Source organism: Amycolatopsis pretoriensis (assembly GCF_900107925.1).
Lineage (GTDB): Bacteria > Actinomycetota > Actinomycetes > Mycobacteriales > Pseudonocardiaceae > Amycolatopsis > Amycolatopsis pretoriensis.
In genome coordinates, this window is the sequence record NZ_FNUJ01000005.1 from 419,201 (window position 1) to 445,532 (window position 26,332).

General features: G+C 70.3%; 29 protein-coding genes and 3 tRNA genes. 21 read left to right on the forward strand and 11 right to left on the reverse strand.

What is annotated here, in order from left to right:
* Both BLV96_RS23725 and BLV96_RS23730 read right to left on the reverse strand, forming a co-directional pair.
* Positions 1-297, reverse strand: coding sequence for a hypothetical protein (locus BLV96_RS23725; RefSeq protein WP_086675926.1), 297 nt, complete (start codon positions 295-297; stop codon positions 1-3).
* Positions 298-456: 159 nt separating this feature from the next.
* Positions 457-1,668, reverse strand: a complete 1,212-nt coding sequence (locus BLV96_RS23730; protein WP_086675927.1) for a L,D-transpeptidase — start codon at positions 1,666-1,668, stop codon at positions 457-459.
* Between the two features lie 456 nt (positions 1,669-2,124).
* On the opposite strand from BLV96_RS23730, the gene BLV96_RS23735 reads away from it, so the two are divergent.
* Positions 2,125-2,328 (forward strand): cold-shock protein, encoded by a 204-nt coding sequence (locus tag BLV96_RS23735; RefSeq protein WP_003097368.1) that lies wholly within the window; start codon positions 2,125-2,127, stop codon positions 2,326-2,328.
* Positions 2,329-2,412: 84 nt separating this feature from the next.
* Here the strand turns inward: BLV96_RS23735 and BLV96_RS23740 are convergent, their stop codons facing one another.
* On the reverse strand, positions 2,413-2,847 hold the full coding sequence (locus BLV96_RS23740; RefSeq protein ID WP_167379708.1) for a hypothetical protein: 435 nt from the start codon (positions 2,845-2,847) through the stop codon (positions 2,413-2,415).
* 1,758 nt (positions 2,848-4,605) lie between these two features.
* Between BLV96_RS23740 and BLV96_RS23750 the strand changes: the two genes are divergently transcribed.
* The 5 genes from BLV96_RS23750 to BLV96_RS23770 all read left to right on the forward strand — a co-directional run bounded on the left by BLV96_RS23750 (position 4,606) and on the right by BLV96_RS23770 (position 6,164).
* The gene (locus tag BLV96_RS23750; protein ID WP_086683067.1) at positions 4,606-4,860 is read left to right on the forward strand and encodes a hypothetical protein; all 255 of its coding nucleotides are present in this window, start codon (positions 4,606-4,608) and stop codon (positions 4,858-4,860) included.
* A gap of 151 nt (positions 4,861-5,011) precedes the next feature.
* Positions 5,012-5,791, forward strand: coding sequence for an SCO6745 family protein (locus tag BLV96_RS23755; protein ID WP_086683070.1), 780 nt, complete (start codon positions 5,012-5,014; stop codon positions 5,789-5,791).
* Between the two features lie 99 nt (positions 5,792-5,890).
* Positions 5,891-5,963: transfer RNA gene (locus BLV96_RS23760), tRNA-Glu, on the forward strand.
* A gap of 22 nt (positions 5,964-5,985) precedes the next feature.
* A tRNA-Asp gene (locus tag BLV96_RS23765) sits at positions 5,986-6,059 on the forward strand.
* A 31-nt stretch (positions 6,060-6,090) separates the two neighbouring features.
* Positions 6,091-6,164: transfer RNA gene (locus BLV96_RS23770), tRNA-Phe, on the forward strand.
* Between the two features lie 51 nt (positions 6,165-6,215).
* On the opposite strand, the gene BLV96_RS23775 is transcribed toward BLV96_RS23770, so the two are convergent.
* Entirely contained in the window at positions 6,216-6,599 is a 384-nt protein-coding gene (locus tag BLV96_RS23775) for a hypothetical protein (RefSeq protein WP_086683073.1), read from the reverse strand.
* A gap of 180 nt (positions 6,600-6,779) precedes the next feature.
* Here BLV96_RS23775 and BLV96_RS23780 point away from each other — a divergent pair, with 180 nt between their 5' ends.
* From BLV96_RS23780 to BLV96_RS23790, 3 genes are all read left to right on the forward strand, one after another.
* Positions 6,780-7,346 carry a class I SAM-dependent methyltransferase gene (locus BLV96_RS23780; RefSeq protein ID WP_086683075.1) on the forward strand — a complete coding sequence of 189 codons (567 nt, stop codon included), beginning with the start codon at positions 6,780-6,782 and terminating at the stop codon, positions 7,344-7,346.
* Between the two features lie 106 nt (positions 7,347-7,452).
* Complete coding sequence (locus tag BLV96_RS23785) at positions 7,453-7,803, forward strand: YciI family protein (protein ID WP_086683078.1); 351 nt, start codon at positions 7,453-7,455, stop codon at positions 7,801-7,803.
* Between the two features lie 33 nt (positions 7,804-7,836).
* Positions 7,837-8,622 (forward strand): arylamine N-acetyltransferase family protein, encoded by a 786-nt coding sequence (locus tag BLV96_RS23790; protein ID WP_086683081.1) that lies wholly within the window; start codon positions 7,837-7,839, stop codon positions 8,620-8,622.
* Here the strand turns inward: BLV96_RS23790 and BLV96_RS23795 are convergent.
* Positions 8,616-10,928, reverse strand: coding sequence for a sensor domain-containing protein (locus BLV96_RS23795; protein WP_086683083.1), 2,313 nt, complete (start codon positions 10,926-10,928; stop codon positions 8,616-8,618). The genes BLV96_RS23790 and BLV96_RS23795 overlap by 7 nt on opposite strands.
* A 41-nt stretch (positions 10,929-10,969) precedes the next feature.
* Positions 10,970-11,710, reverse strand: a complete 741-nt coding sequence (locus BLV96_RS23800) for a rhomboid-like protein (RefSeq protein ID WP_244180425.1) — start codon at positions 11,708-11,710, stop codon at positions 10,970-10,972.
* Between the two features lie 170 nt (positions 11,711-11,880).
* Between BLV96_RS23800 and BLV96_RS23805 the strand changes: the two genes are divergently transcribed.
* A complete protein-coding gene (locus BLV96_RS23805; RefSeq protein ID WP_086683086.1) occupies positions 11,881-12,393 on the forward strand; it encodes a hypothetical protein in 513 nt (170 codons plus the stop codon).
* On the opposite strand, the gene BLV96_RS23810 is transcribed toward BLV96_RS23805, so the two are convergent.
* The gene (locus BLV96_RS23810; protein ID WP_086683090.1) at positions 12,394-12,840 is read right to left on the reverse strand and encodes a pyridoxamine 5'-phosphate oxidase family protein; all 447 of its coding nucleotides are present in this window, start codon (positions 12,838-12,840) and stop codon (positions 12,394-12,396) included.
* Positions 12,841-12,927: 87 nt separating this feature from the next.
* Here BLV96_RS23810 and BLV96_RS23815 point away from each other — a divergent pair, with 87 nt between their 5' ends.
* The gene (locus BLV96_RS23815) at positions 12,928-13,503 is read left to right on the forward strand and encodes a TetR/AcrR family transcriptional regulator (protein WP_091389485.1); all 576 of its coding nucleotides are present in this window, start codon (positions 12,928-12,930) and stop codon (positions 13,501-13,503) included.
* Here the strand turns inward: BLV96_RS23815 and BLV96_RS23820 are convergent.
* Positions 13,454-14,776 carry a nucleobase:cation symporter-2 family protein gene (locus BLV96_RS23820; RefSeq protein ID WP_086675654.1) on the reverse strand — a complete coding sequence of 441 codons (1,323 nt, stop codon included), beginning with the start codon at positions 14,774-14,776 and terminating at the stop codon, positions 13,454-13,456. The two genes, BLV96_RS23815 and BLV96_RS23820, sit on opposite strands and share 50 nt — an antisense overlap.
* Before the next feature lie 120 nt (positions 14,777-14,896).
* Between BLV96_RS23820 and BLV96_RS23825 the strand changes: the two genes are divergently transcribed.
* Genes BLV96_RS23825 through BLV96_RS23845 form a run of 5 tightly spaced genes read left to right on the forward strand, consistent with a single transcriptional unit; the run spans position 14,897 to position 19,166 of the window.
* Positions 14,897-16,036: a 5-methyltetrahydropteroyltriglutamate--homocysteine S-methyltransferase gene (locus BLV96_RS23825; RefSeq protein ID WP_244180427.1), complete on the forward strand. Its 1,140-nt coding sequence runs from the start codon at positions 14,897-14,899 to the stop codon at positions 16,034-16,036.
* Complete coding sequence (locus BLV96_RS23830; protein WP_086675711.1) at positions 16,033-16,350, forward strand: NIPSNAP family protein; 318 nt, start codon at positions 16,033-16,035, stop codon at positions 16,348-16,350. Before BLV96_RS23825 ends, BLV96_RS23830 begins: the two co-directional genes overlap by 4 nt.
* Position 16,351: 1 nt before the next feature.
* The gene (locus tag BLV96_RS23835) at positions 16,352-17,143 is read left to right on the forward strand and encodes an IclR family transcriptional regulator (RefSeq protein WP_086675655.1); all 792 of its coding nucleotides are present in this window, start codon (positions 16,352-16,354) and stop codon (positions 17,141-17,143) included.
* 24 nt (positions 17,144-17,167) lie between these two features.
* The gene (locus BLV96_RS23840; protein ID WP_086675656.1) at positions 17,168-18,397 is read left to right on the forward strand and encodes an NAD(P)/FAD-dependent oxidoreductase; all 1,230 of its coding nucleotides are present in this window, start codon (positions 17,168-17,170) and stop codon (positions 18,395-18,397) included.
* 31 nt (positions 18,398-18,428) lie between these two features.
* Entirely contained in the window at positions 18,429-19,166 is a 738-nt protein-coding gene (locus tag BLV96_RS23845) for a Clp protease N-terminal domain-containing protein (RefSeq protein ID WP_086675657.1), read from the forward strand.
* A gap of 154 nt (positions 19,167-19,320) precedes the next feature.
* Here BLV96_RS23845 and gndA read toward each other — a convergent pair whose 3' ends face one another.
* Together gndA and BLV96_RS23855 are read right to left on the reverse strand one after the other, a co-directional pair.
* Positions 19,321-20,760 (reverse strand): NADP-dependent phosphogluconate dehydrogenase, encoded by a 1,440-nt coding sequence (gene gndA, locus BLV96_RS23850; protein WP_086675658.1) that lies wholly within the window; start codon positions 20,758-20,760, stop codon positions 19,321-19,323.
* An 85-nt stretch (positions 20,761-20,845) separates the two neighbouring features.
* Positions 20,846-21,766 (reverse strand): MBL fold metallo-hydrolase, encoded by a 921-nt coding sequence (locus tag BLV96_RS23855; RefSeq protein WP_086675712.1) that lies wholly within the window; start codon positions 21,764-21,766, stop codon positions 20,846-20,848.
* 237 nt (positions 21,767-22,003) lie between these two features.
* Between BLV96_RS23855 and BLV96_RS23860 the strand changes: the two genes are divergently transcribed.
* From BLV96_RS23860 to BLV96_RS23875, 4 genes are all read left to right on the forward strand, one after another.
* Positions 22,004-22,867, forward strand: a complete 864-nt coding sequence (locus BLV96_RS23860; RefSeq protein ID WP_086675659.1) for a helix-turn-helix domain-containing protein — start codon at positions 22,004-22,006, stop codon at positions 22,865-22,867.
* Positions 22,868-22,955: 88 nt separating this feature from the next.
* Positions 22,956-23,783, forward strand: coding sequence for an SAM-dependent methyltransferase (locus tag BLV96_RS23865; RefSeq protein ID WP_086675713.1), 828 nt, complete (start codon positions 22,956-22,958; stop codon positions 23,781-23,783).
* Positions 23,780-24,628 (forward strand): SAM-dependent methyltransferase, encoded by an 849-nt coding sequence (locus tag BLV96_RS23870; protein ID WP_086675660.1) that lies wholly within the window; start codon positions 23,780-23,782, stop codon positions 24,626-24,628. The genes BLV96_RS23865 and BLV96_RS23870 overlap by 4 nt, the downstream gene beginning before the upstream one ends.
* Positions 24,625-25,230 carry a class I SAM-dependent methyltransferase gene (locus tag BLV96_RS23875; RefSeq protein ID WP_086675661.1) on the forward strand — a complete coding sequence of 202 codons (606 nt, stop codon included), beginning with the start codon at positions 24,625-24,627 and terminating at the stop codon, positions 25,228-25,230. The genes BLV96_RS23870 and BLV96_RS23875 overlap by 4 nt, the downstream gene beginning before the upstream one ends.
* 73 nt (positions 25,231-25,303) lie before the next feature.
* Here BLV96_RS23875 and BLV96_RS23880 read toward each other — a convergent pair whose 3' ends face one another.
* Positions 25,304-25,555, reverse strand: coding sequence for a hypothetical protein (locus BLV96_RS23880; protein WP_086675662.1), 252 nt, complete (start codon positions 25,553-25,555; stop codon positions 25,304-25,306).
* A gap of 432 nt (positions 25,556-25,987) precedes the next feature.
* Between BLV96_RS23880 and BLV96_RS23885 the strand changes: the two genes are divergently transcribed.
* On the forward strand, positions 25,988-26,242 hold the full coding sequence (locus BLV96_RS23885) for a DUF397 domain-containing protein (protein WP_086675663.1): 255 nt from the start codon (positions 25,988-25,990) through the stop codon (positions 26,240-26,242).
* The last annotated feature ends 90 nt before the right edge of the window (positions 26,243-26,332 follow it).

The following is a 26,332-nucleotide window of genomic DNA, read 5'->3' on the forward strand; positions in this document are numbered from 1 at the left end:
TTACCGGGTCACCCCGATGGCCGGCAGGTGCAGGTCACCGGTCGGGCCGGCCGGCACGGCACGCGGAACGCGCTGGGCCGGACCGGTGCGCGGGGCGCGGGTCGTCTCCCGCGGCGCCGGAGCGGCGGACGGCGGCTGCGGCGCGCGGGTGGCCGTCGGGACCGCGGACGGCGCCTCGGTCGGCCGGGCGGTGGTCGGCGGCGCCGGCTGCGACTGGCCGGCCAGGGCGATGCCACCGGACAGGGCACCACCGGCGAGCACGAGCGCGCCGAGGGTCAGGGCGATGCGGATACGCAAGACAGCTCCTCATTCTCGCGGGCGCGACCGGGATCGTCGCGCCTCTGCCCGTAGTCATGCGGTGGGGTTTCGCCGGGGTTGCATCGGATTTCGGGAGAAACGCGAACGGCCGGGAAGCCCGCGATGGACTTCCCGGCCGCCCGGTGTTCCTCAGTGGTCTCAGCCGGCGAGGGCCGACAGCTTCTGCCAGCTCGCCCAGTCGTAGGTCCAGTCGCTGTAGTCGCCGTCCTTCGCGGTCAGCGTCTGCGTGCTGCCGGTGATCTCGACCGGGTCACCGGTGAGAACGCCGTCGTAGTACTCCTTCGCCCGCGCCGGCGAGAGGTTCAGGCAGCCGTGCGAGACGTTCTTCTTGCCCTGCGCCCAAACCGAGGCCGCCAGGCCGTGGATGAACTCGCCGTTGTTGGAGATCCGGACCGCCCACGGCACCACGACGTTCTCGTAGTGGTACTTCGGGTTGCTCATCGCGTAGGTCGCCTGCTTGCCCATCACGACGTGCACGCCGCTGTGGGTGACGCGGCCCGGGTCGGAGTCGAGGCCGTAGCTCACCGGGTAGTCGGCGATCTGCTGGCCGTCGCGGATCACCTGCATCGTGTGCTGCGTGGTGTTGCCCTTGACGATCTGCGAGCGGCCGATGGTGAAGCTGGCCGACACGTCCTGCTTGCCGTACACGCCGTCGCCGACCTTGACGCCGTAGATCTTGGCGTTGACCTTCACCGTGGTGCCCGGCTTGTAGTACTCCTTGGGCCGCCAGTGCACCGAGGTGTCGCCGTTCGTCCAGCCCCACGAGCCCTCGGTCTTCGGCGTGGTCTCGACCGACAGCGCCTTCTCGACCGAAGCCTTGTCGGTGACGCGGCTCGGGAAGGTCAGCGCGATCGGCATGGCGATGCCGTACGTCTGCCCGTCGCCGACGTTCAGGCTGGCCGACATCTGCCGCTTCGGCTTCACCGTGGTGAACGCGCCGGCGATCGGCACGTTCTTGCCGTCGGCGCCGCTGACCTGACCGGACCACGTGTAGGTCTTGCCGTAGCCGAGCTGCTCGGTGGTGTTCCAGCTCTTCTTGTCCGCCGACGTCTGGCCCTGGACCTGCTTGCCGTCCGGGTTGGTCAGTGTGACCGAGACGATCGTGCCGCTGTCGACCTTGACCTCGACCGGCTCGCCGGGCGGCACGTCCTGCGCGCCGCCCGCCGGCGTCACCGTCAGCTTCGCCGGCTGCGCGGTGGGCGCGGGCGACTGGGTCGGGCCCCCGCCCGACGTCCCGCTCGCCGACACGGTCGGTTCGCTGCTGCACGCCCCCAGCGTGAGTACCGCGACCAACCCCAGAACCACAGCCGCGCCCCGGCGCCGCGTGGAAGTCCTCACCGTCACACCCATTCCCCTTTGCCCCTTTGGTGCTTCCCCTCATCGAGACGTCCCGCGGACCGGCGACGTTGAGCAACATTCGCGTGACGAAGGTCACAAAAGTCCGGGCGGGCTTTCACTGAGGGGGCACGGGCGACTCCGAGCCGTATCCGGTGATCACGGAGTCGCTGTGCTGCGCAAGACTAACCGGTGGGTCCGGCAGAACGTGCCGCGAGCCCTACGACGTTCCGGTGACCTTGGCCCGGACCGGCGTTTTTCGCCTCGATCACGGGGTTCAACTTTGGCCAGATCCCGGTAGTCTGCTCTCAGGCCGTCGTTTTGCGTGTTAGTGGCTTCACACTCGCGGAACTTCTGACGCGAGCCATGGAGCCGACACGCTCTTGACTCGACTCGTTGGAACCGCCCGGGACGGTCGGGGTGCCGCTTCGGTGGCATTCGAAGCGGATCTGTGTAACGAGGAGTACAGCGGTGGCGCAAGGCACTGTGAAGTGGTTCAACGCGGAGAAGGGCTTCGGCTTCATCGCGCAGGACGGCGGCGAAGGCGACGTGTTCGTTCACTACTCGGAGATCGAGGGGCGTGGCTTCCGCACCCTCGAGGAGAACCAGCGGGTGGAGTTCGAGGTCGGCCAGGGTCAGAAGGGTCCGCAGGCCCAGAAGGTCCGCGCGATCTGACAAACAGGCCCTCTGCGTTGACAAAGGCCTGAGCGAAGGGCCCCCGGCGATTCCGATCGCCGGGGGCCCTTTCTCTTGTCCGTGTCAGCGGCGCCCGAGGGCCGGCGCGTCGAAGGCGTCGGCGGGGAAGTGGAACTCGTCGGTGAGGTCGGTGAGGTCACCGGCCTGCTGCCGCTGGTCCTGCAGCGAGGACGCCTGGCCTTCCCAGTTGAGCCGCTCGAGGATCCATTCCTGGGCGAGCGCCTGGGGCGAGATGTCCCGCTCGGCGGCGATGTCCTTCAGCTGCTGGTTGGCGATGAGGCTCATCCGGAGCTGGATGACCTGGGCCTCGCCGAAGCGCTTGCCGGAGCCAGTGCTCTCGTTGTCGGCATCGGGCGCCAGTGCGGCGAGGTAGGAGGTGAGTTCCGTGTCCTCGACAACGCCATCATCCGCAGGCTTCGCGGCACCACGATGGCGTCCGGAGGACGCGGCTTTGAGGTTCGTCCGGCTGCTCAAGCGGCCAAGGGAGGGAAGAGGCACGCCAGCCACGGTAACGGTTAGATCTCGCCAGACAAACCACTGTGAGCCACAACACGCCAAGCGGTCGCCCCGATCAGCCCAGCGGTTACCCGAACGGAGTAGTCCGGCGTAAGCGCAGAGCAAGGGGCTTCTAACGCACCGAGTCGATCAAACCGAGGCGCGCAGGTGACCGAGGTGAGGCGCCGGGTGGGCGGGGTGCGGGGAGAGCGGCCGGCGGACTCGCGACGGCGAGGGCGGAACTTGAGGGGCGGGGCGACGAGCGGAGGGCCCGCTGCGGCGATCGGCAGTGCGGGTGTGAGGGGCGCGAGGCTGCGAGGGGGCGGGCCGGCGGTGCGAGGCGGGAAGGCGAGGACTGCCGGGGGTGTGCCGGAGGGAGTGGCGAGGCTCGGCCGGGGTCGCCGGGTGCCGGGCTGGGCGGGTACTGCGGGGCGCTCGGAGAGAGGTGCGGCGAGGCTCGGCCGGGTCGCTGGATGCCAGGTTAGGCGGGGGCGGGTACCGCGGGCGCTCGAAGAGAGGTGCGGCGACGAGAGATTCGGGGGGCGAGGCCGCGGTGAGGGGCGCGGGGAGAAGGCCGGCGGCGAGGCGAGGGCTGGCGGGGTACACCGAGGGGGCGAGTGCCGCGCAGGCCGGTGCAAGGCAGGGGCGAGGGCTGCCGGGCGCACCGAGGGGCGACTGCCGGGCCAGTCGGTGCAAGGCAGGGGCAGGGCTGCCTGGGCGCACCGAGGGGGCGTGTGCTGGGCAGGCCGGTGCAAGGCAGGGGGCCAAGGGCTGCCGGGGCGCTGATGGGTGGGTGTCGGACTGGCCGGTGCAAGGCAGGAGGCGAGGGCTGCCGGGGAAATGAGGGGCGTGTGCCGTGCCAGCCGGTGCAAGGCAGTGGGACGACGGCTGCCGGCGCGCTGAGGCGGTGGGTGCCGGGCTGGGCGAGGCGGCACCGCGGGGTGTGGCGTGAGGCTGCAGGACTGGAGCGAGAGGTCTCGGCGAATACCGGGCTAAGCGCGAGCAGCGCGGGGCGACCCAGTGGGGCGAGGCCCGCATGGGCGGTGCGCGAGACGGCGGGTGATGAGAGGTGGGAGGCGAGGGCTGTTGAGGCGCACCAAGGGGAGGCGCACCAAGGGGAGGCGCACCAAGGGGAGGCGGGCAAGTTGGGGGCCGGCGAGAGGGCGGCGAAGCCGGGCTGGGGCGAGCATCGCGGGTGGGTCGGCAGGGGAGTGCCGGGGCACGAGAGGGGAAGGAGACGAGCCGGCAGCGAGGGGCCGCAAGGAGGAGGGTGCAAGAAATCTCGCGGGCAGGAGGGCAGTTCGCAAGGGCGCGCAGCGCCCGAAGCGGGACCACCCCGAAAAGCCACGAGCGAGGCACCGTGGGGGGTCCGGGGGGCTCGGCCCCCCGGGTCAGCACGCCGAAATGAATCGGGCGAAGCGAAGGGCGAAGCCCGAGCAGCCCGAGAAATGGAGGACCCCCGCGCCAGGGGGAGGAACGCGGGGGTCGGAGGGGATCTCCACAGGCGCTGACCGGGGGTGTGTCAGCACTTCGATTGTTGCACGAGTTCCTCGCCTGGGCGAGTGGAGAGCGGGAAATTTCCGCGTGGGGTGTCACTTCCGGCCCAGGTGACCGTCGTTCGGGTGGTCCCGTTCTCCGTCTGTGCTGATTGCGCTGCGTTGAGCGGAGCGTGGCCTCAGGTTCACTCTGCGGGGGGCTGTGTGTGGCGCCCGGCGCTGGTTAGCCTCGCGGCCAAGTTGTTGTGAGCCGTGTGGAGGGGCTATGAGCGGGTCTGTTGAAGTGCGGCAGTTCCTCCTTCGGTACGAAGGTGCCGATGGGGGGAGTGCTCCGTTCGCCGGGGGGTTGCCGGCTCAGCGGAGTGGTGCCGCGGATGCGCAGCGGGTGTCGGACGATCAGGTTCGGCGGGCTCGGCTGGCGGTGGCGAACGGTGCGCTGGGGGTCGAGGACTGTGTGCAGCTGCTGGAGATGCTGGGGCTGAACCTGGACGAGGACGGGCAGGCGCCGGTCCAGCGTTGACGCCGGGGGCCCGGCGGGGTGCCGCTGGGCCTGTCCGGTGATGTTTCTGCTGGTTGTGGCCGTTTCCGGTGAGTGATTCGCGAGACTGTCCGAGCTTCTTGACGCAGGTTTCGTAACAGTGTTACGTTTGCTGCGTCGAAAGGGGACGGACATGACGACGATCGAAGGCGCGGCGGGGCTGGCCAACCGGATCCGGCCGGTGGTCCAGGTCCTGGGCGGCAAGTTCATGACGTCGCCGGAGCTGGCGGCGGTCGAGGCGGAGGCCGGGTTGCCGCCGCGTTCGCTCTACGTGCGGGGGCGGTCGGCCGTGCTCGGGGACGTGCCGCCGAAGGTCGCCGCGGAGCTGTTCGGGATCTTCCCGCACTGGCTGTTCGAGTTCGTCCTGCCGCCCGCGGCGGCGGCCTTGGACGCACCCGCGTCCGTCCGTGCCTACGCGGAGTCATCGGCTCGGTGGTCGCGCGTCAACCTTTCGGCCGTATCGGAGCCCGGCCGTCTGGCGGAGCTGCTGTTCCGCGTCGCCGACGCCGCGGACGCCAGCGGGCTGGCGCTGTTCGCCGGCTGGCGGAACGCCGAGCGTCCGGCGCGGGACGTCGAGCGGCTCGGGTTCGCCTTGATGCTCGTCCGCGAGCTGCGCGGCGGCCTGCACTTCGCGGCACTGCGAGCGGTCGGCCTGACGGTGCCGGAGGCGGTGGTCGCGGACCCGGAGGGCGGCCGCGAGCGGTTGCTGCGCACGGCGTGGCCGGCCGACGCCGCCGACGAGCTCGTGGAAGCGGCTTCGCGGAAGCCGGATCTGCGCGACCGCTGGCACCGCGCGGAGGCTTTGACCGACGATCGGATCGGCGAGGTTCTGGCGGACGCGTTGACCGAGCCAGAGCGGACGGAGCTCGATCGCCGGCTGTTTGCGCTGGTCGCGGCTTCGCCGGGGGCTTAAGGAACCCCCGCTGCAAAGCGGTGGTGGCGTGCCCTATGCTTGTAATCGCTCCCGGGGGGACCTGAGAGCGCGGTCGGTCGGTCACCCGAAACCGGCCGGGCTCCCATCGTCCAGCGGCCTAGGACTCCGCCCTTTCAAGGCGGCAACGCGGGTTCGAATCCCGTTGGGAGTACGCAGTACAGTAGTAGATGCAAGGCCCTGTGGCGCAGTTGGTTAGCGCGTCGCCCTGTCACGGCGAAGGTCGCGGGTTCGAGTCCCGTCAGGGTCGCAAGATCGTTCGGCTCCTTGCCGGCGTTCCCGGCCAGGTAGCTCAGTTGGTACGAGCGTCCGCCTGAAAAGCGGAAGGTCGCCGGTTCGACCCCGGCCCTGGCCACCGCAACGAAAACCGCCCCGAAGGCTCGGGGCGGTTTTTTCGTGTGTGGCTTCAGTTCCGGTGCGGGACGACGACGATCTGGTCGGCGTCCTCGTAGACGATCCGGCCCGGCGGCTCGTGCGCCACCAGCTTGGTGCAGCCGACACCGTGGGCGGCCAGGACTTCGAGGTAGCCGTCCGCTCGGGCGACGAGGGCTTCGGCGGATTCCTTGAACCAGGCCGTCGCACCCGGGTTGATCGACCGGTCGTAGACGGTCGGGTCCACCTTGGACGGATTCGTGTAGTGCGCCTCGTACCAGGCGTGGTTCGCCTGGCGGAACTCCTCCTGCGCCGGGGTCAGCCTGCCGGACCGGCTCAGGTTGTTGATCAACCCGAAGAAGCCGGGGTGCCGCCCGTTGGGGTTGGGCTCGGTGCTTTGGAACCTGACGTACGCCACCTCAGTCGACCTCCTCGACGTGGAAGTACCCGACCGGTCGCGGCCCCTCGGTGATTACGACGACCGTCCCCTCCTGGATCCGGTACGGGCCCGCGTTGTCGACCACGGTACGAACGCGTTCGCGAAGTCGTCGTCCGCGAAAAGGGAACGACTTGTTGCCCATCGCGCGAGTATTCCATCGTGACGACGAACCCCTGGGACGCCGAAGCCGCGTCCTTCGACGAGCAACCCGACCACGGCCTCAAAGACCCCGCCGTCCGCAAAGCCTGGGCCGATCTCCTCCTCCCGCTCATGCCCGCCGCCAACAGCAAAGTCGTCGACCTCGGGTGCGGGACCGGGAGCCTCTCCCTCCTTCTCGCCGAGGCCGGTCACGACGTCTGCGGCATCGACTCCTCCGCCGCGATGCTCGACGTCGCACGGAAAAAGGCCGACATCGACTTCCGCGAAGGTGACGCCGCCGATCCGCCCACCACCGAGACCTACGACGTCGTCCTCGCGCGGCACGTCCTCTGGGCCATGCCCGACCCGGGCGCCGCCCTCGACAAGTGGGTCGCGCTCCTTAACCCCCGCGGCCGCCTGGTCCTCGTCGAGGGCCGGTGGTTCACCGGCGCCGGACTGGCACCCGATGAATGCCGGGACCTCGTCCGAGCCCGGCGGCGGGAGGCTGACCTGCGGATGCTCGACGACCCCGCCCTCTGGGGCCGGGAAATCGACGACGAACGGTACCTGCTCCTCAGCCGCCACTAGGCCGAACGAGTGAACCCGAAATCCCGGTGTCCGGTCCGGGCGTCCCGCGCCGACCACCCGGCGAAAGGCAGCCCACCCGGGCCGCCACCCATCACCGGGAGCCGACGTGCGATACCTCCTCACCCTCCACATGAACCCCACCCTCTGGGACACCCTCACCGACGACCAGAAGAACGGCGTCTACGAAGGCCACGGCCACTTCACCAAGCTCATCACCGACTCCGGCGAAATGGTCGGGACCAAGGCGCTCGCCGAGCCGGTCGAGACCAAGACCGTGCGCGTCAAGGACGGTTCCACCCACGTCCAAAACGGCGCCTTCATCGAGACCGAAGCCTTCTTCTGCGGCTTCTACCTCGTCGACGTCGAGACCGAGGCACGCGCCGTCGAGCTGGCCGCCATGATCCCCGATGCGCAGTACACCGCCGTCGAGGTGCGGAAGGTCGTGCACGAGGGTTGACCTCGATCAAGGTCGAGGGTGCACGCTGAACCCATGACCACCGAGTGGGGCACCGATGCCGTCGACCTGGACGCCTACCTGAAGCGGGTCGGGCAGCCCGCCCGCGAACCGTCGGCGGAGGCGCTGCACGACCTCGTGCGCGCCCACGTTCAGGCGATCCCGTTCGAGAACGTCGACGTCGTTCTCGGGCAGCACCAAGGGATTTCGCTCGACGTCGTGCACGCGAAGCTCGTCGGACGGCGGCGGGGCGGCTACTGCTACGAGCAGAGTGGCCTCTTCGCCGCCGTCCTCGAGCAGCTCGGCTACCGCGTCCACCGGCTCGCCGCGCGCGTCCAGCCGCGGCGGCCCGGGCCCTACACCCACATGACGCTCGTCGCCGAGACCGGCGGGAAGCGCTTTCACGCCGACGTCGGGTTCGGTGCCGGGATCCTCGCCCCGATGCCGCTCGTGGACGGCCAGGAAACCGACCAGGCCGGCTGGCCGCACCGGCTCGTCGAGAACAACGGCTGGTGGACGCTCAAGAAGGGCGACGAAGACCTGCTCGACTTCCGCCTCGACGGCATGCACCCCATCGACTACGAGGTCTACCACCACTACACCTCGACGCACCCGAAGTCGCCGTTCACCGGGCGGCTGGTGATCATGACGCTCGAACCGGGCGTCAGCCGCAAGCTGCTCGGCCGCGAGCTCACCGTCGAAAAGCCCGACGGCACCAGCGAAACCACCCCGATCGGCCCCGACGAGCTCGACGCCACCCTCAAGGACCTCGGCATCGAACTGACGCCGGACGAGCTGGAGCGCCTGAAAGCCGTCTACTGACCGAACAGCTCGGCCGCCGCCACCGGGCGGCCGAGGTGGTAGCCCTGCGCCTGGTCGCACCCGAGCGCGCGGAGCAGCTCCACCTGCTCCGCGGACTCGACGCCCTCCGCGATCACCGTCAGGTCGACCGCGTGCGCCATCGCGATGATGCTCGTGACGATCGCTTCGGCGTCCCGCGACTCCGCGATCCCCGTGATGAACGAACGGTCGATCTTGAGCGTGTCCAGCGTCAGCCGGCGCAGCTGCGCGAGCGACGAATAGCCGGTGCCGAAGTCGTCGATCGCCAACAGCACCCCCAGCGACCGCAGGGACGCGAGCACCTCCGCGGCCGCCTCCTGGTCGCGCATCAACGCGCTCTCCGTGACCTCCAGGCACAGCGCGCTCGCGGGCAACCCGGTCTGCGCCAGCGCGTCCTGCACCGCGGGCACCAGGTGCGGGTCGTCGAGCTGACGCGTCGACAAGTTGACCTTCAGCGTCAGGTCCAGGCCCTGCTCGCCGCGCCGGGTGGCCAGCTCGCGGGTCGTCGCGCGGAGCATCTCCTTGCCGATCACGTTGATCAGGTCGCTCTCTTCGGCCAGCGGGATGAACTCCGCGGGCGAAATCGCGCCGTGGCGGGGGTGCGTCCAGCGCAGCAGCGCCTCGACCGCGACCATCTCGCCGGTCCGCAGGTCGACGACCGGCTGGTAGGCCGGCCAGAGCTGGCCGTCGTGCACCGCGTCGCGCAGGTCCTGCTCCATCCGCAGCCGCCGCTGCATCCGCTCGCGCAGGCCGACGTCGAAGAAGTGGTGCCGCCCGCGGCCGAGCGTCTTCGCTTGGTACATCGCCACGTCGGCGTCGCGCAGCAGGTCCTCGGCGCTGCGGCGGTCCGCGGTCCCGACGAGCACGACGCCGATGCTCGCGTCGAGGTGCAGCTGCCGGCCCAGCACGCCGATCGGCTCGGCCAGCGCGGCCCGCAGGTGCTCGGCCAGCGCCCGCACCTCGCCGGGTTCGGTGACTTCGCCGGTGACGACGACGAACTCGTCGCCGCCGAGCCGCCCGACCAGGTCGTCGCGACCGGAGCAGCGGCGCAGGCGCTCGCCGACGATCCGCAGCACCTGGTCGCCGACCGAGTGCCCGAGCGAGTCGTTGATGAGCTTGAACTTGTCCAGGTCGAGGAACAGCACGGTGACCGCGCCGCGCGCGTCGGCGGCGAGCCGGTCGAGCACCAGCGTGCGGTTGCCCAGCCGGGTCAGCGGGTCGTGGGTCGCGTCGTGCGCCAGCTGCGCGCTGATCGCGCGGCTCTCGGTGATGTCGGTGAACGACGTCACCACGGCCAGCGCCGCCGGGTCGTCGGGGTTGAGCAGCCGTGAGGTCAGCGACACCCAGACGTCCCGGCCGTCGGGCCGCCGCAGCCGCACCACCAGGCCGTTGTGCGCGACGCCGGTCCGCCGCGTCCGCACTGACGGCGTCTCGTCCGGCGGGATCCAGTGCCCGGCCTCGGTGAACAGCACCAGCGTGTGGCACGGGACGCCGATCAGGTCGGCTTCGGCGACGCCGATGATCCGGCACGCGGCCGGGTTCGCGGCCTCGATCAGCCCGGCCGGCCCCATCACCAGCACGCCTTCGTCGAGCGACGCGACGACCGTGCGGTAGTTCTGCTCGGCCCGCCGCCGCGCGGTTTCGTCCGCGCAGACGAGCACATACCCGTCGTTCATCTCAGCTGCCGAAACGCGAACCGCCAGGGGCGCGCCGTCCCGGCGCCGGTGCACCGCTTCGGTGACCCCGCCGCCGCACAGGTCCAGCGGCGCGCCGACCAGCTCGCTCGCCCGCCGGCCGACCGCTTCGGCCGCGCTCCACCCGTACACGGCTTCCGCGGCCGGGTTCCAGCTGGTCACGACCCCTTCGCCGGTCGTCGCGATCAGCGCGTCGCTGACGTGCGACACCAGCGCGGCCTGGTAGCGCAGCGCGTCCGCGGCCGCCTTCTTCGCCGTGATGTCGCGCATGACGACCTGGTAGGCGAGCCGGCCGCCGAGGCGCACCGACACCGTCTCCACGGCGAACTTGCTCCCGTCCAGCCGCGACATCAGCGCCTCGACCGGCTCGCTCGCCTGCCCCGGCTCGGTCAGCCGCGCCAGCTTCTCGACCACGGCCGCCCGCGACTCCTCGGCCACGAAGTCGGTGAACCGGCGGCCCACCACCTCGTCGGCCGAGCGCGCGGCGAACGTCTCGAGCGCGGCGCGGTTGGCGTAGGTCAGGACGCCGTTCTCGTGGACGCAGATCGCGTCCGGGCTCAGCTCGACCAGCTCGACGAGGGAGTCTGCCTGCATGAGCGTCCGTCCCCCCGGCAGTCGGCGTGTGGCTCGGTCGATTACACCACCGACTCCGGCGCCTGCCTACCCGCCGGAACCCCGGTCCGGCCTGCGGAAGCGCCACGCAGCCGCGGCCCCCAGAACAGCAGGCCGAAGTGCGCGGCGAACGCGTGGCCGAGCAGCGTGACGACCGAGTCGAGGCTCAGGGGGTCATCGCTGAGCCAGATCACCGCGATGAACGCCTCCATGCCGGCCAACGCAACCAGGCGCGCGCGGCCGCGCAGCAGGAAGACGAGCGCGCCGGCCGTGGTGAAGAAGCCGTAGCTGACGCCGATGTCGAGCCAGTGCCCGGCCGAGTTCGGCAGCACGTGGGCGCTGATCAAGGCCATCACCGGCAGCTCGGTGACGAGCGTGGCCAGCACGTGGCCGGAGAAGAACACGATCGCCGCGCGACGGGCGCCGAACCGGCGTTCCAGCGGTGCGACGGCGATCGCGAAGATCACGACGTAGGCGAGCCAGCCTTCGTCGGACAGCCAGAGCGCGCTGGTCAGCAGCGAGGTCAGCGGCCGCCGCCACAGGTTGTGGGCGTCGGTGCTGGACAGCTGGAGCAGCCGGTCGGTCAGCTCCGGGTCGGCGAACTTCAGCAGCAGCGTCGTGCCGAGCAGGACGACCAGGTAGCCGAACGTGAACGGGGTCGGCCTCGGGTTCGGGAGGAGCTGCAGCACGCCGCGGCGCGGCACGGCGATCCGGGGGACCAGCCGATCGGCTTTCAGCAGCATGGAGTGAGCTTCGCCGGTCATGCTGGGAGCATCCCGAAACGCAGCTGTGAATCCGCTGTGGAATGTCACCCACAGTCAAAACGTTCGTTACGTGACGAATTTTTGCCAGAAACTCACCCGTTCGGGGGTCTTGTGCGGTAAAAATACGGCCACGATGTCGGCCGAAAGGCCTCTCGGGAAGGTCTGTCGGGGTGAACGACGAGGTATCGGTCGCCGAGCTGCTCGTGCGCGAGGGCTGGGGCGAGCGTTCAGGACCGGGGCAGTCGCGGTGGCGGGTGCTCGCGGTGATGCTCGCCGTCGTCATCGGCTGCGGCGCCGCGGCGGTGCTCGTCGGCCTCGGCGGCAAGGGCACGCCGGACGCGTCCCCCGTCGACCAGATCCAGGTGATCCCCTTCCCGCAGCGCACCACCGGCCTCGGCGGCGCCGACCAGGCCACGGACTCCCCGCCCGAGGGCGGTACCGGCGGCGGCGACGTCGTCCCGGGCGCCGGCGTGCCCCGCGAGACCGTCACCGAGGTGCCGGGCACCGACCCCACCACCGAGAGCAGTACCGACTCCACGACGACGAGCACCACGCCGCCCGGCGGCGACCCGTCCGGCTCGGTCACGCCGACGTCGACGATCCCGCCCGGCGGCCAGCAGCCGCCGCCCACGACGACGACCCCGAAGCCGAAGCCGTCGTGCATCCTGATCATCTGCTGGTGATCAGGCCAGCTGTTCCGCTAAATCGCTGAAGTCCCGCGTGTTCCAGCGCTCCGGGCGCATCACGATCGCGATGTTCTTCCCGTGGGTGCCGTCGGTCGCGTCGGTGTAGGCCTCGCTGATGCCCGGGGGCAGGTAGCGGGCCGCCATCTCGTGCCGCTCCGCCTTCGTCATCGGCCACGTCTTCACCACCGGGCCCTCGACCGAGACGTACTTGTAGTCGCCGTCCTGCTGCTGAACGCACAGTGCGAACCGGCCGGCCGCCTCGATCAGCCGGTTCTTGCGCGAGCCCGGTGACGTCATCACGACGACGTCGCCGCCCGGCTCGTAGCGGTACCAGATCGGCGTGGTCAGCGGGGCCCGCCCGGGCTCGGCGGCGACGCTGAGCACGCCGACCTGCGGCCGGGCGAGGAACTCTTCACGCTCTTCGACGGTCATCTTGCGGGGCACTGCGGCCTCCCTAAAGCCATTCGATTTGCCTTTACGGTAGCCGTGGCCGGACTGCAAAAGCAAGCACGTTTGCTTTAGGGTGCTCCCATGACCCGACCCGGCGGCCGCAGCGCCCGCGTCCGAGACGCCGTGCACGACGCCGTCGTCGAGCTGCTCGCCATCGGCGAGATCAACGCGGCGATCCCCAAGATCGCCGAGCGGGCAGGCGTGAACCCGACGAGCATTTACCGGCGGTGGGGCAGCCGCGAACAGCTGCTGCTCGACGCCGCCGTGACGCGCCTGCGCGCGACGTCACCGATCCCGGACACCGGCTCGCTGCGCGGCGACCTGCTCGGCTGGGTCGAGGGCATCGAACGCTCGATGTGCGACCCGCGCGGCCAGATCCTGCTGCGCGCGCTCGTCGCCACCCTGGGGCCGGACCGGCAACCGGTCGAGTACCTCAAGGCCCGCGGCGAAGACCTGCAGGCGACGCTCGACAAGGCCGCGGCGCGTGGCGAGGAGGTGCCGACGGTCGAGGAGCTCCTCGACTTCGTCCTGGCCCCGCTCTACCTGCGCGTGCTGTTCAAGCGTCCGGTCGAGCCGGGCACGGGGGCCCGGCTCGTCGAACGGCTGCTCACGGCGCTTCCAGCAGATCCGGCTCCGAACGCCGGCCGAGGTGGTTGAACAGCAGGTTCAACGCGAACGCCAGCACCGCCGCCACCGTGATCGAACTGCCGCAGATCGTCTGCAGCCACGCGGGGAAGTGCTGGAAGATCTTCGGCGCGAACGCCGGCAGCAACCCGACGCCGAGGGCGACCGCGACGATGAAAGTGTTGTGGTTGCCCGAAAACTCGACCGTCCGCAGGTTCTGCGCGCCGACCGCGGCGACCATCGCGAACATGACGACCGCGACGCCGCCGACCACCGGCTGCGGGATCGCCGCGATGAACGCGCCGATCTTCGGCACCAGGCCCATCAGCACCAGGACCCCGCCGGTCACCGCGACCACCCAGCGGCTGCGCACGCCGGTCATCCGCACCAGCCCGACGTTCTGCGCGAACGCCGTGTCGGGGAAGGAGTTCATGACGCCGCCGAGCACGGCCGAGAAGCCGTCGGTGGCCAGGCCGCGCGCGAGGTCGGAGTCGGTCGGCGGCCGCCCGGTGATCTCGCCGACGGCGATCATGTCCGCCGTCGACTCGGTGAACGTCACCAGCATGACCACGCACATCGACAACACCGCGGCGACCGGGAACGTCGGCGCCCCGAAGTGGAACGGCGACGCGAGCCCGAACCAGCTCGCCGCGCCGAGGGAGTCCCAGTGCACCAGCCCCATCGGGATCGCGGCGACCAGCCCGATCGCCAGCGCCAGCAGCGGCCCGATCTGGTTGGCGAACCCGCGCAGCACCCGCGTGAACAGGATCAGCAGCGCGAGCACGCCGAACGCGAGCAGGATGTGCGACAGGGCCGCGTAATCGGACGCGCCCGGGTCGTTGCCCGCGATCAGGCCCGCGCCCGGACCGAGCAGTGAGACGCCGATGACGAGCAGCAGCGTCCCGGTGACCAATGGCGGGAAGAACCGGATCAGCTTGGCGAACGGCTTCGCGATGAGGAGCCCGAAGACACCGGAGGCGATCATGGCGCCGTAGACGGCGGGCAGCCCGTACTGGGACGCGATGAGGATCATCGGGTTCACGACGCTGAACGTCGCCCCCGCCACCACGGGCAGCCGGATGCCGAGCAGCTTGCCGATGCCGACGGCCTGGATCAGCGTCGCGATCCCCGCCACCAGCAGGTCGGCGTTCACGAGCAGCCCGATCGTCGCCGGGTCGAGCTTCAACGCGCTGCCGACGATCAGCGGGACCGCGACCGAACCGGCGTACATGATCGACATGTGCTGCAGGCCGAGCAGCGCCAGCCGTCCGGCGGGCAGGACTTCGTCGACCGGGTGTTTCGTCATGCACAGGCCCCTTTCGGCGAAGGACAGCCAACGCTCCGCGCGTGACGGTAGCAAGACCCGGAGGTCATGATCTTGTTTCGGGGGGCGGCGGAACGGTCCCGGATGTGTGACCATCGGTGCATGACTTCGGGCGGTATTTCCCAGGTGGGCCCGCCGTTTCGCGCCGATCACGTCGGGAGCCTCCTGCGGCCCCCGGTGCTGCGTGACGCGCGACGGCGGCGCGAAAGCGGCGAGATCGGTGCGGAGCAGCTCCGCGCGGTCGAGGACGACGCGATCCGCGACGTCATCAAGATGCAGAAGGCGGCCGGGCTGAGCTCGGCCACCGACGGCGAATTCCGGCGTGCCTCCTGGCACATGGACTTCATCTACGCGCTCGGCGGCGTCTCCAAGAGCGACGAGCGCCTGCACGTCAAGTTCCACAACCTGGCGGGTGACCTCGAGTTCAGCCCGCCGGGCCTGCAGGTCGACGGCAAGGTGCGGCTCGACGAGCCGATCTTCGCCGAGCACTTCGAGTTCCTCAAGTCCCATGTGGACCCCGGCGTGACGCCGAAGCTGACCATCCCGTCGCCGAGCATGGTCTACTACCGCGGCGGCCGGGCGGCGGTCAGCGAGACCGTCTACCCGGACCTCGAGGAGTTCTACACCGACCTCAGCGCGGCCTACCAAGCGCAGGTCGCCGCGATGGCCGGCCTCGGCTGCCGGTACCTGCAGCTCGACGACACCAGCCTCGCCTACCTCAACGACCCCGCGCAGCGGGAGCTCGTCGCGCGGATGGGCGGCGACCCGGACCGCCAGCACCTGCGCAACATCGCGACGCTGAACGCGGCCCTGGAAGGCCGGCCCGAGGGGCTGGCGGTGACGACCCACCTGTGCCGCGGCAACTTCCGGTCGTCGTGGGTCGCTTCCGGCAGCTACGAGTTCGTCGCCGAAGCACTCTTCGGCGACCTGGCCGTCGACGGGTTCTTCCTGGAATTCGACGACGAACGTTCCGGCGGCTTCGAACCGCTGCGGTTCGTGCCCAAGGACAAGAAGGTCGTTCTCGGCCTGGTCACGACCAAGCGGCCGGAGCTGGAGGACCCGGACGTCCTGGTGCGGCGGATCGAAGAGGCGTCGCGGTACGTCGACATCGACCAGCTGTGCCTGTCGGGGCAGTGCGGGTTCTCCTCGACCGAGGAGGGCAACGACCTGACTCCGGACGACCAGCTGCGCAAGCTGGAGCTGATCGTGGCCACGGCCGACCGGGTGTGGGGCGGCAAGTGATCACCTGCGTCGTCGACTACGTCATCGACCCCGCGAAGCTCGCCGACTTCGAACGCTTCGCCGCCGCGTGGATGCGGCTGGTGCAGCGCGAAGGCGGCGTCCACCACGGCTACTTCCTGCCGTCGGAGGGCGCGAGCGACGAAGCCCGCGCGCTGTTCAGCTTCGAGAGCTTCGCCGCGTACGAGCGCTACCGGACGCTGTTCGGCGTCGACCCGGACTTCATCGAGGCCGACAAGATCCGCGAAGAAAGCGGTTGCGTGGTGCGGTACCGGCGGTCGTTCATGCGCCCGCTGCTCCCGGACGACGATCTCTGACGTGCGACACAGCGCGAAGCGGCCGCCGTCGGTCGTGGACCGCGTCCTCGACCTGCTGGGCGCGTTCACGGCCGACCGGCCGCGGCTCACGCTGTCCGAGCTCAGCCGCCGCGCCGGGCTGCCGCTGTCGACGACCCACCGGATCGCCGGCGAGCTGACCAAGCGCGGCGCGCTCGTGCGCGACGAAGCCGGCGTCTACCGCGTCGGGCTGTGGCTGTGGGAGGTCGCGTCGCTCGCCCCGCACGGCGCCGAGCTGCGGGAGAGCGCGATGCCGTTCCTCGAAGACCTTTACGAGGCCACGCACCAGAACGTGCAGCTCGCGGTCCTCGACGGGCCGGAGGTCGTCTACGTCGAGCGCATCTCCGGCCGCGGCGCGGTCAACGTCCTGACCCGAGTCGGCGGCCGGCTGCCCGCGCACGCCACCGGCGTCGGCCAGGTCCTGCTCGCGCACGCTCCCGCCGAGGCGCAGGAAGAGGTCCTGGCCGGGCCGCTCAAGACGTTCACGCCGAAGACGGTCACCTCGACCGCGCAGCTGCGCCGCGTGCTGGCCGACGTCCGCCGCGACGGCTACGCGATCAGCGACGGCCAGGTCGAGCTGATCTCGCTGTCCGTGGCGGCCCCGGTCCACGACTCGACGGACGAGGTCGTCGCGGCGATTTCGGTGGTCGTCCCGGCCGAGGGGACGGACCCGCGGACGCTGGTCCCGGCCGTCCGCGCCGCCGCGCGCGGCATCTCGCGGGTGCTCGGGGCGCCCCGGGCCCTGCGGTCGTCCGGCGACTCCTCGACGGCTTGAGGGTCTTGTGATCGGATGGCGGGCATGGGTGCAGAGAACACGGTCCTCGTCGTCGGATCGGGTCAGAGCGGGTTCCAGGCCGTCGCGTCGCTGCGGGACCGCGGTTTCGCCGGCCGGGTCGTGCTGATCGGGGACGAGCCGGGCGTGCCGTACCAGCGGCCGCCGCTGTCCAAGGCCTACCTGGCCGGGACCGCCGGGATCGAGCAATTGCACCTGCGCGGCGAGGACTTCTTCGCGGAGAAGGACATCGAGCTGGTCGCCGGCCGGGTCGCGGCGATCGACCGGCCCGCGTCGCGGGTCCGCCTCGAAGACGGCACCGAACTGGCCTACGACCACCTCGTCCTCGCCACCGGCTCGCGCAACCGGACGCTGCCCGTGCCCGGCGCGGACCTGCCGGGCGTGCTGACGCTGCGCACGCGCGACGACGCCGATCGCCTGCGCGCGTCCCTGTCCGACGCCGAGCACGTCGTCGTGGTCGGCGGCGGGTTCATCGGGCTGGAGTTCGCCTCGCACGCCGGCCGCCCGGTGACGATCGTCGAGGCCCAGGACCGGCTGCTCAACCGCGTCGCGACGCCGGAGATCTCGGCCTGCTTCGCCGATCTGCACCGCGAAGCCGGGCACACGGTCCTGCTGGGCCAGGGCGTCTCGGCGCTGCACGGCGACTCGCGCGTACGTGAGGTCGAACTGTCCGACGGCACCCGGCTGCCCGCCGACCTGGTCGTGGTCGCCGTCGGCGTCGTGCCGGAGACGACGCTCGCCGCCGAAGCCGGCCTTCCCGTGGACAACGGCGTCGTCGTCGACGCCCACCTGCGGACGGCCGACGAGCGAATCTTCGCGATCGGCGACTGCGCCAGCTTCCCGTGCGTGCAGGCGGGCGCGGCGACCCGGCTGGAGTCCGTGCAGAACGCCGTCGACCAGGCCCGGTGCGTGGCCGCGGCGATCACCGGCACACCCGAGCCGTACGCGAGCCTGCCGTGGTTCTGGACCGACCAGGCGGGCGCGAAGCTGCAGATCGCCGGCCTCCTGTCCGGCGCCGACAAGACGGTCGTCGCCGGCGACCGGGCCGCGGGCAAGTTCTCGGTGCTGTCCTTCCGCGACGACGTCCTGATCGCGGTGGAGTCGGTGAACAAACCCGCGGACCACATCGCGGCCCGCCGCCTGTTCGCCGCCGAGCCGAAGCCCGCGTACGCGGACCTCGAAGCGAGCGAGTTCAACCTCAAGGAGCATCTGAAGGTGGCGTCAACTCGCGGTTGACGATGAGTCCGCGTCAACCTACAGTTGACGCATGACCTTGCCGACCAACATCAAGCTCGACGACCTCATCAGCGCCATCAAGAGCAACAACGACCACGACGCCCTCGCCCAGCTCACCGACGCCGTCTACGTCGGCCAGCACCTCGGTGAGGTCGCCGACCACCTCATCGGCCACTTCGTCGACCAGGCCCGGCGGTCCGGGGCGTCCTGGACGGAGATCGGCGCCAGCATGGGCGTCACGAAACAGGCGGCCCAGAAGCGGTTCGTGCCGAAGGTCGACCCGGGCGGCGACCCGAGCGGCGCCATCGAACGTGTCTACGGCCGCTACACCGACCGCGCGCGGCACGTCGTCGTCGAGGCCCAGAAGGCCGCCGTCGACCACGCCAGCCCGGAGATCGACACCGTGCACATCGTGCTGGGCCTGCTGACCGAGCCCGCCGCGCTGGCGGCCGGGGCGATCCTGGCCCAGGGCGTGCAGCTCGACGCCGTCCGCGAAGCCGCCGAAGCGCGGCTGCCCGAGCCGGTCGACCCGGTGCCGAACGTGGTGCCGTTCTCCGCTGCCGCCAAGAAGACCCTCGAGCTCACCATGCGCGAAGGGCTGCGGCTCGGGCACAACTACATCGGCACCGAGCACATGCTGCTGGCGCTGCTGGAACAGCGTGAGGGCACCGGCTTCGAGGTGCTCGACGGCCTCGGCGTCAAGAAGGACAAGGCCGAGGCGAAGATCGTGGAGGTGCTGGCGGAGATCCTCGCCGCCCGGGGGCAGTGAGACCCCTCCTGATTGCCGCGCTCCTCGCGGTGGTGCTGGTGACGCTGCTCTGATCGGGATGGACCAGGGGGTTTTCCCGATCGCGACCGGCCAAACGCCGTGAATGGCACATTGAGGGACCAAGTGTCCCTCAATGTGCCATTCACGGACTTCATCAGGCGTCGGACTCCGGGCGGCCGTCGGCGGCCCAGGCCGTGTGGAACGACCCGTCGCGGTCCACCCGGCGGTAGGTGTGGGCACCGAAGAAGTCGCGTTGGCCCTGCACCAAAGCCGCCGGGAGGCGGTCGGCGCGGAGACCGTCGTAGTACGCCAGCGCCGTCGAGAAGCCCGGCGTCGGGATGCCCAGCTGGACGGCCGTCGAGATCACCGAACGCCACGAGTCCTGCGCGTCCTCCACGGCCTTGCGGAAGCCGCCCGAGGTCAGCAGCGTCGGCAGCTCCGGCTCGTCGGCGTAGGCCGAGGTGATGTCGTTGAGGAACTTCGCGCGGATGATGCAGCCGCCGCGCCAGATCGAGGCGACCTTGCCCAGGTCGATGTCCCAGCCGTACTCCGTCGCGCCGGCCTGGATCTGGTTGAAGCCCTGCGCGTACGCGACGACCTTCGACGCGTACAGCGCCTGCTCGACGTCGTCGGCGAAGCGTTCCAACGAAGCACCGGTCAGCGGCGACGCCGACGGGCCACCGAGCCCGCGGGCGGCGGCGCGCAGCGGCTTCGAGCCGGACAGCGAACGCGCGAAGACGGCCTCCGCGATGCCCGAGATCGGGACGCCCAGGTCGAGACCGATCTGCACGGTCCAGCGGCCGGTGCCCTTCTGCTCGGCGGCGTCCTCGACGATGTCCACGAACGGCTTGCCCGACGCACTGTCGACGTGCGCGAGCACCTCGGCGGTGATCTCGATCAGGTACGAGTCGAGCCGCCCGGTGTTCCACGTGCGGAACACGTCGGCGATCTCGGCGGGGGAGTAGCCGCCCGCGTGCCGCAGCAGGTCGAACGACTCCGCGATCAGCTGCATGTCGGCGTACTCGATGCCGTTGTGCACCATCTTGACGAAGTGGCCGGCGCCGTCCGCGCCGATGTGCGTGCAGCACGGCTCGCCGTCGACCTTCGCCGAGATGTCCTCGAACAGCGGGCCGAGCGACTCGTACGACTCCTTCGAGCCGCCGGGCATGATGCTCGGCCCGTGCAGCGCGCCCTCCTCGCCGCCGGAGACGCCGCTGCCGACGAAGTGCAGCCCGCGCTCGCGCAGCGCCTTCTCGCGGCGGCGCGTGTCGGCGAAGTGCGCGTTGCCGGCGTCGATGATGACGTCGCCCTCTTCGAGCAGCGGCGCGAACTCCTCGATGACGGCGTCGGTCGGGCCGCCCGCCTTGACCATGATCACGACCTGCCGGGGCCGCTCCAGCGCGTCGACGAACGCCTGCGCGGAGTACGCCGGGATGAAGTCGCCCTCGTCGCCGAACTGCTCCACCAGCGCGCGGGTTCGCTCCTCGGACCGGTTGTGCAGGGCCACCGTGTGCCCGTGCCGGGCCAGGTTGCGGGCCAGGTTGCGGCCCATGACCGCCAGGCCGGTGACCCCGATGCTCGCCTTCTTGCTCATCCGCATCCTCTCGAAGACTCTCTCGATTCAGACCCTAGTCCGATCGACGCCTCAAGGGAGGGCACGGAGGAGCAGCTCACCTAGTTCAGGAGAAGCAGCGGATCGGGCCCTTGTTGTAGGCGAGCATGTCGGTGATCGCCGCGACCAGGTCGATGTCGGCGCCCCACTCGGCGCCGTCCAGCTCGGCGTACGCCCGGTGCAGGTTCCCCGGCAGCCGCTCCTGCTCGGAGAGCGTCGCGAACTCGCCGAGGTCCGTCTCCTTCGCCACCTCCAGCGGCGACAGCCCGGCGGCCTTCCCGCGCTCGGCCGTCCGCTGGACGAACCCGAGGTATTCGTCCACTTTGTCCACGACGTCCAGTCCGCACGGGCCGCCGTGACCAGGCAAGATCACGTCCGGCTGGAGTTCGCGGATGACGTCGAGGCCCTTGCGCCAGCCGGCCACCGAACCCATCAGCGCGAACGGGCTCCCGCCGTTGAACACCAGGTCACCGGCGTAGAGCACGCGCTGCTCCGGCAGCCAGACCAGCACGTCGTTGGTCGTGTGGGCCGCGTGGCCGGGGTGGATCAGCTCGAGGGTGACGTCGCCGGCGTGCACGGTCAGCCGGTCGTCGAACACGACCTCCGGCGGCCGCGACCGCAGTTCGCCCCAGTCGCTGCCGACGAAGATCCCCTCGAACGTCTGGATGCCCTCGGCGACCATCAGCTCCCGCGTCTTGCGGTGGCCGATCACCGTCGCGCCCTCGACCAGGTAGTTGCCGTTGGTGTGGTCGCCGTGGTGGTGGGTGTTCACCAGCGTCGTCACCGGGCTGCCGGTGGCGGCTTCGACCGCTTCGAGCAGCGTGCGCGTGCGGCGCTCGGTCGAGCAGGTGTCGATGAGGACGGTGTGGTCGCCGGCGTCGACGACGCCGCAGTTGTTGATGTACCAGGAGCCGTCCGGCTGGACGTAGCCGTGGACCTGGTCGGCCAGCCGGGTGACGGCGGCGGCGGAGGGCGAGCGATCGGTCACGGCGCCCACTATGCCGCAGGGCGGGCTCCGCCGGTTGGCCGAATAATTAGGAATTTCGCTGGTCCAGGCGAGTGATAGCGCAGGTGACTGGCGTTCCGCGCCGTTTCCTGGAACGCTGCGCGATGTCATCATCGAGATCCGCAAGGTGAAGCACTAACCTGGGTGGGTTCGATAGTTCGCGCGCGACGGCGACCGGGAGGCCGCCGTCGCTTGGTAGTGGTCCGGGAGAGCAGGGCGATGGCCAGCACCGTCACCTCGCGCCGGAAGCAGCTCGGGAACGAGCTCCGGCATGCCCGCACCGCGGCGCGGATGACACAGCAGCAGGTCGCCGAGGTCCTCGGCTGCACCCAGGGCAAGGTCAACAAGATCGAGTCCGGTGCCGTCGGGGTCAAACTCGGGGATGTGCGATCCATGCTGAACGCGTTCGGGATCAACGGCGAAGAAGCCGACACGCTGATGAACCTGGCGCGCGCCGCGGCCGGGCAGCGCGGCCACTGGTCCGGCTACCGCTCGGTGGTGCCGCACTGGTTCCGCACCTTCACCGACCTCGAACCCGCCGCCGCGGAGATCCTCACCTGGCACGGCGAGCGCATCCCGGGCCCGCTGCAGTCCGAGCACTACATGCTCAAGCAGTTCACCGAGTTCGGCGCCACCGACGTGACGTCCCTGGTGCGCAACCGGCTCGACCGCAAGGCCGTGTTCGAGCAGCAGCAGCCGCCCTACTACCGGTTCATCATCAGCGAGGGCGCGCTGCGCCGGGCCCCCGGCGGGTACGCGCCCGCGGTGATGCTCGACCAGGTCGAGCACCTGCTCTCGCTCGAACGCCACCCGCGGGTATACGTCCACGTGCTGCCCTTCGGGGCGCGGCTGGCCGCGGTGCCCAACGACTTCACGATCATGCGCTTCCCGGACCGCACCCGGGACTTCGTCTACATCGAGCACTCCGCCGGCGGCCTGTACCTCGACGACGTCAAGGACTTCAACATCTTCGTCGACTCGTGGGACCGGCTGCGGGGAGCGGCGCTGGAGCGGCAGGAGACCCGGCAGTTCCTCAAGGAGCTCGCGGAGGGTTACCGCGCGCAGATGCAGCAGCTCCAATAGGGCGAACGGCCGCCTGAGGTATCCCGAGCGGTGAACAACTTTCGGTAGAGTCGGTCTGTTGCGCTGGAATCCACCGGAAGTGGACATCGTGGACCCCGACTTCCTCCCCGACGCCGTCGACCTCGACCGGCCGAACGTGGCGAGGATCTACGACTGGGCGCTCGGCGGCACCGCGAACTGGGCCATCGACCGCCAGTACGGCGAGCTGGCCGTGAAAGCGTTTCCGCTGGCGAAGACCCTGGCCCGCGGCAACCGCGACTTCCTCGGCCGGGCCGTGCGCTACTGCCTGGCCGAAGGCATCACGCAGTTCCTCGACCTCGGCTCCGGCATCCCGACCGCCGGCAACGTCCACGAGGTGGCCGACGAGTACGCCGACGACAGCCGCTGCGTCTACGTCGACCACGAGCCGGTGGCCGTCGCGCACGGCCGGATCCTGCTCGACGAGGAGGGCGACCCCGAGCGCCACGCCGTCCTGCACGCCGACCTGCGCGACGCCGACGAGGTCTGGGAAGCCGCGCTGGCCACCGGCGTCCTCGACCCGGAGCAGCCGATCTGCCTGCTCAGCGTGGCCGTGCTGCACTTCCTGCCGGACGTCACCGGCGTCCGCGAAGCCATCCGCGACTACCGGACGCTGCTGGCGCCCGGGTCGGCGTACGTCCTTTCGCACGCGACCGAGTCCGGCGTCTCCGGTGATGAGCTGGAGCAGATCCGCCGGCTGGTGAAGCTGTCCGAGCGGTCGAGCTCGCCCGCGGTGTCCCGGACGCTCGACGAGATCGCCGCGTTCTTCGGTAACTTCGAGGTGGTCGAGCCGGGAATCGTGCCTGTGGGAGAGTGGCGTCCCGAGCCCGGCGCCGCCACGGTCCCCCTCGCGAGCGTGGTCGGCGGTGTCGGCCGCAAGCCTGGAGGATGGACATGACCACACAGGATCCCGAGGCCCCCGAAGGCGTCGACCTCGAGCGGCCGAACGCGGCCCGCATCTACGACTGGTTCCTCGGCGGCGACGCCAACTGGGCCATCGACCGGCAGTTCGGCGAGCAGGCGGTCAAGACGTTCCCGATGATCAAGACCGTGGCCCGGGTCGGCCGCGACTTCCTCGGCCGCGGCGTCCGGTACCTGGCCCGCAACGGCATCGACCAGTTCCTCGACCTCGGCTCGGGCGTGCCGACGGTCGGCAACGTCCACGAGGTCGCGGCGTCGGTCAACCCGAACGCGCGGTGCGTGTACGTCGACAACGAGCCGGTCGCGGTGGCCCACTCGCAGATCCTGCTGGAGAAGGAAGGCGTCGCGGACCGGCACGCGGTGCTGCAGGGCGACCTGCGCGACCCGGCCGACATCTGGAAGCGCGCGCTCGACACCGGCGTCCTCGACCCGAACCGCCCGATCGGCCTGATCATCGTCGGCGTCCTGTACTTCCTCGGCGAGGACGAGCCGGTGGCCCAGACCATTCAGAAGTACCTGTCGCTGCTGCCGTCCGGCTCGTACTTCCTGTCCTCGCACCTCACGAGCGACGGCCTCGAGAACATGGCCGACTCCGAGAGCCGCGAGTCGATCATGGCGCAGTACAACAAGTCGAGCACGCCGCTGCACCTGCGCAGCCGCGCGGAGTTCACGACGTTCTTCGAGGGCCTGGAGCTCGTCGAGCCGGGCATCGTGTACCTGCCGGAGTGGCACCCGGAGGAGATGGAGTCCCGGGCGACGAAGAAGCTCGCGAACGACCCGGCGTTCGTCGGCCACATCTGCGGCCTCGGCCGCAAACCGTGACGGCGGCCTACGACGAGGTCGCGGTCCAGTACGCCGAGTTCGTCCGCGACCTCTGGGACGGCGACCCCCTGGACCGCGCGGCGTGGACGGCGTTCGCCGACTACGTGCGCGGCCACGGGCCGGTCGCCGATCTCGGCTGCGGGCCGGGCCACCTGACGGCGCACTTGCAGTCCCTGGGGGTCGACGCGTTCGGAGTCGACGTGTCATCTTCGATGATTTCGCTGGCGCGCGCGGCCTTTCCGGAGCTGCGGTTCGAAGTCGGGTCGATGGCGGCCCTGGACGTGCCCGACGCGTCGCTCGCGGGGATCCTGTCGTGGTACTCGGTGATCCACACGCCGCCTTCGGAGCTGCCAAGGTATTTCGCCGAATTCACCCGGACGTTGGCGCCCGGCGGTCACGTTCTGTTGGGGTGCTTCGAAGCCGGCGACGGCCCGGTGGCGGAGTTCGACCACAAGGTGACGACGGCTTACGTGTGGCCGCTGGAATCGCTGGTCTCGATGGCCGCCGAGGCGGGGCTGGTCGAGGTGGGGCGAATGTACCGCGAGCACGTCGAAGGGGAGCGGCCGTTGCGTCAGGGACGGTTGTTCCTGCGGAAACCGTAGTCCCGCAATGGCAAGAGCCCCGGTCCCATCAGGGAACCGGGGCTCTTCTGTGGTGGTGCGGCAGTTCAGGCTCTCAAGCCCGCGACCCGATCCGCCCGCGCAGCAGCGGGGTCAGGTCGATCGCGGTCTCCAGCGGGCGCGTGGTCCGGACCCCGTCCGAGTAGCGCTGCAGCGGGAGGTCCTGGTCCGTCGCCCAGGTCGTCGTCTTGCGCAGTGGTGCCTGGATCAGGCTGAAACCAAAGCGGTTCCGCAGCTCGTTCCCGATTCCCCGGCGGCCACGGTGCTCTTCTTCGCGGCGGAACAGCGAGTTCATTCGGACGGCCATCGGTTACACCCCCAGCTTTCGTCGCGGTGGCAGTGCCGGGGAAGGCGCTTCCCGGCATCGGCTTCGGACCAGCTCGTTCGTGCCGCGGTCGGCGCCCGGCCGGCGGGCGTGGCCCGCGCTGGGTGGCGCGCTGTCCTCGACGATCACGCTGATCCTCCCCCATGAGGTCCTGCGGTGGTGGTTTGTCGGTCGTCAGCCAGTGGCCTGCGTTCGGGGACCGCCCGCCGCATGCAGGCAGTCATTCACCGACGCCAGCGCCCCGGCCGATGCGATTAATCCTACTCCTGGAATAATCTTCATGTCGAGGCCGGACCTAGTTGATCACCCGCTTGGCCGTGCGGCGTACTCCATTGAGACACTGAGTAGCCGGACGCGGGTTACGTTCGACCAGGTCGCGGCCGCGCCCCCCATCGATCCTCGGAGGTACGACCCATGGCGGATTATCCGTCGTTCGCGGATTACGATCCGAACACGGCCGTGTCCCTGTTCGAAGAGGCGACCTGGGAAAAGTCCTTCGCCAGCGAGCCCAACGGCGGCAGCTGCGTCGAGGTCAACCTCGGCCGCGAGGGCCTGATCGGCGTCCGCGACACCAAGCTCGCCACCAGTCCCGTCTTCGTCTTCGACACCGCCGAATGGGAAGCGTTCCTGGTCGCCGTGAAGGCCGGGCAGTTCGACCTGCCCGCCTGAGTCCTCCCCTGTGCGGGTGATCATGATCACCCGCCCGTGCACTGAAATCGCGAAGGCCCCCTTCCCGCTCTCACGGTGAAGGAGGCCTTC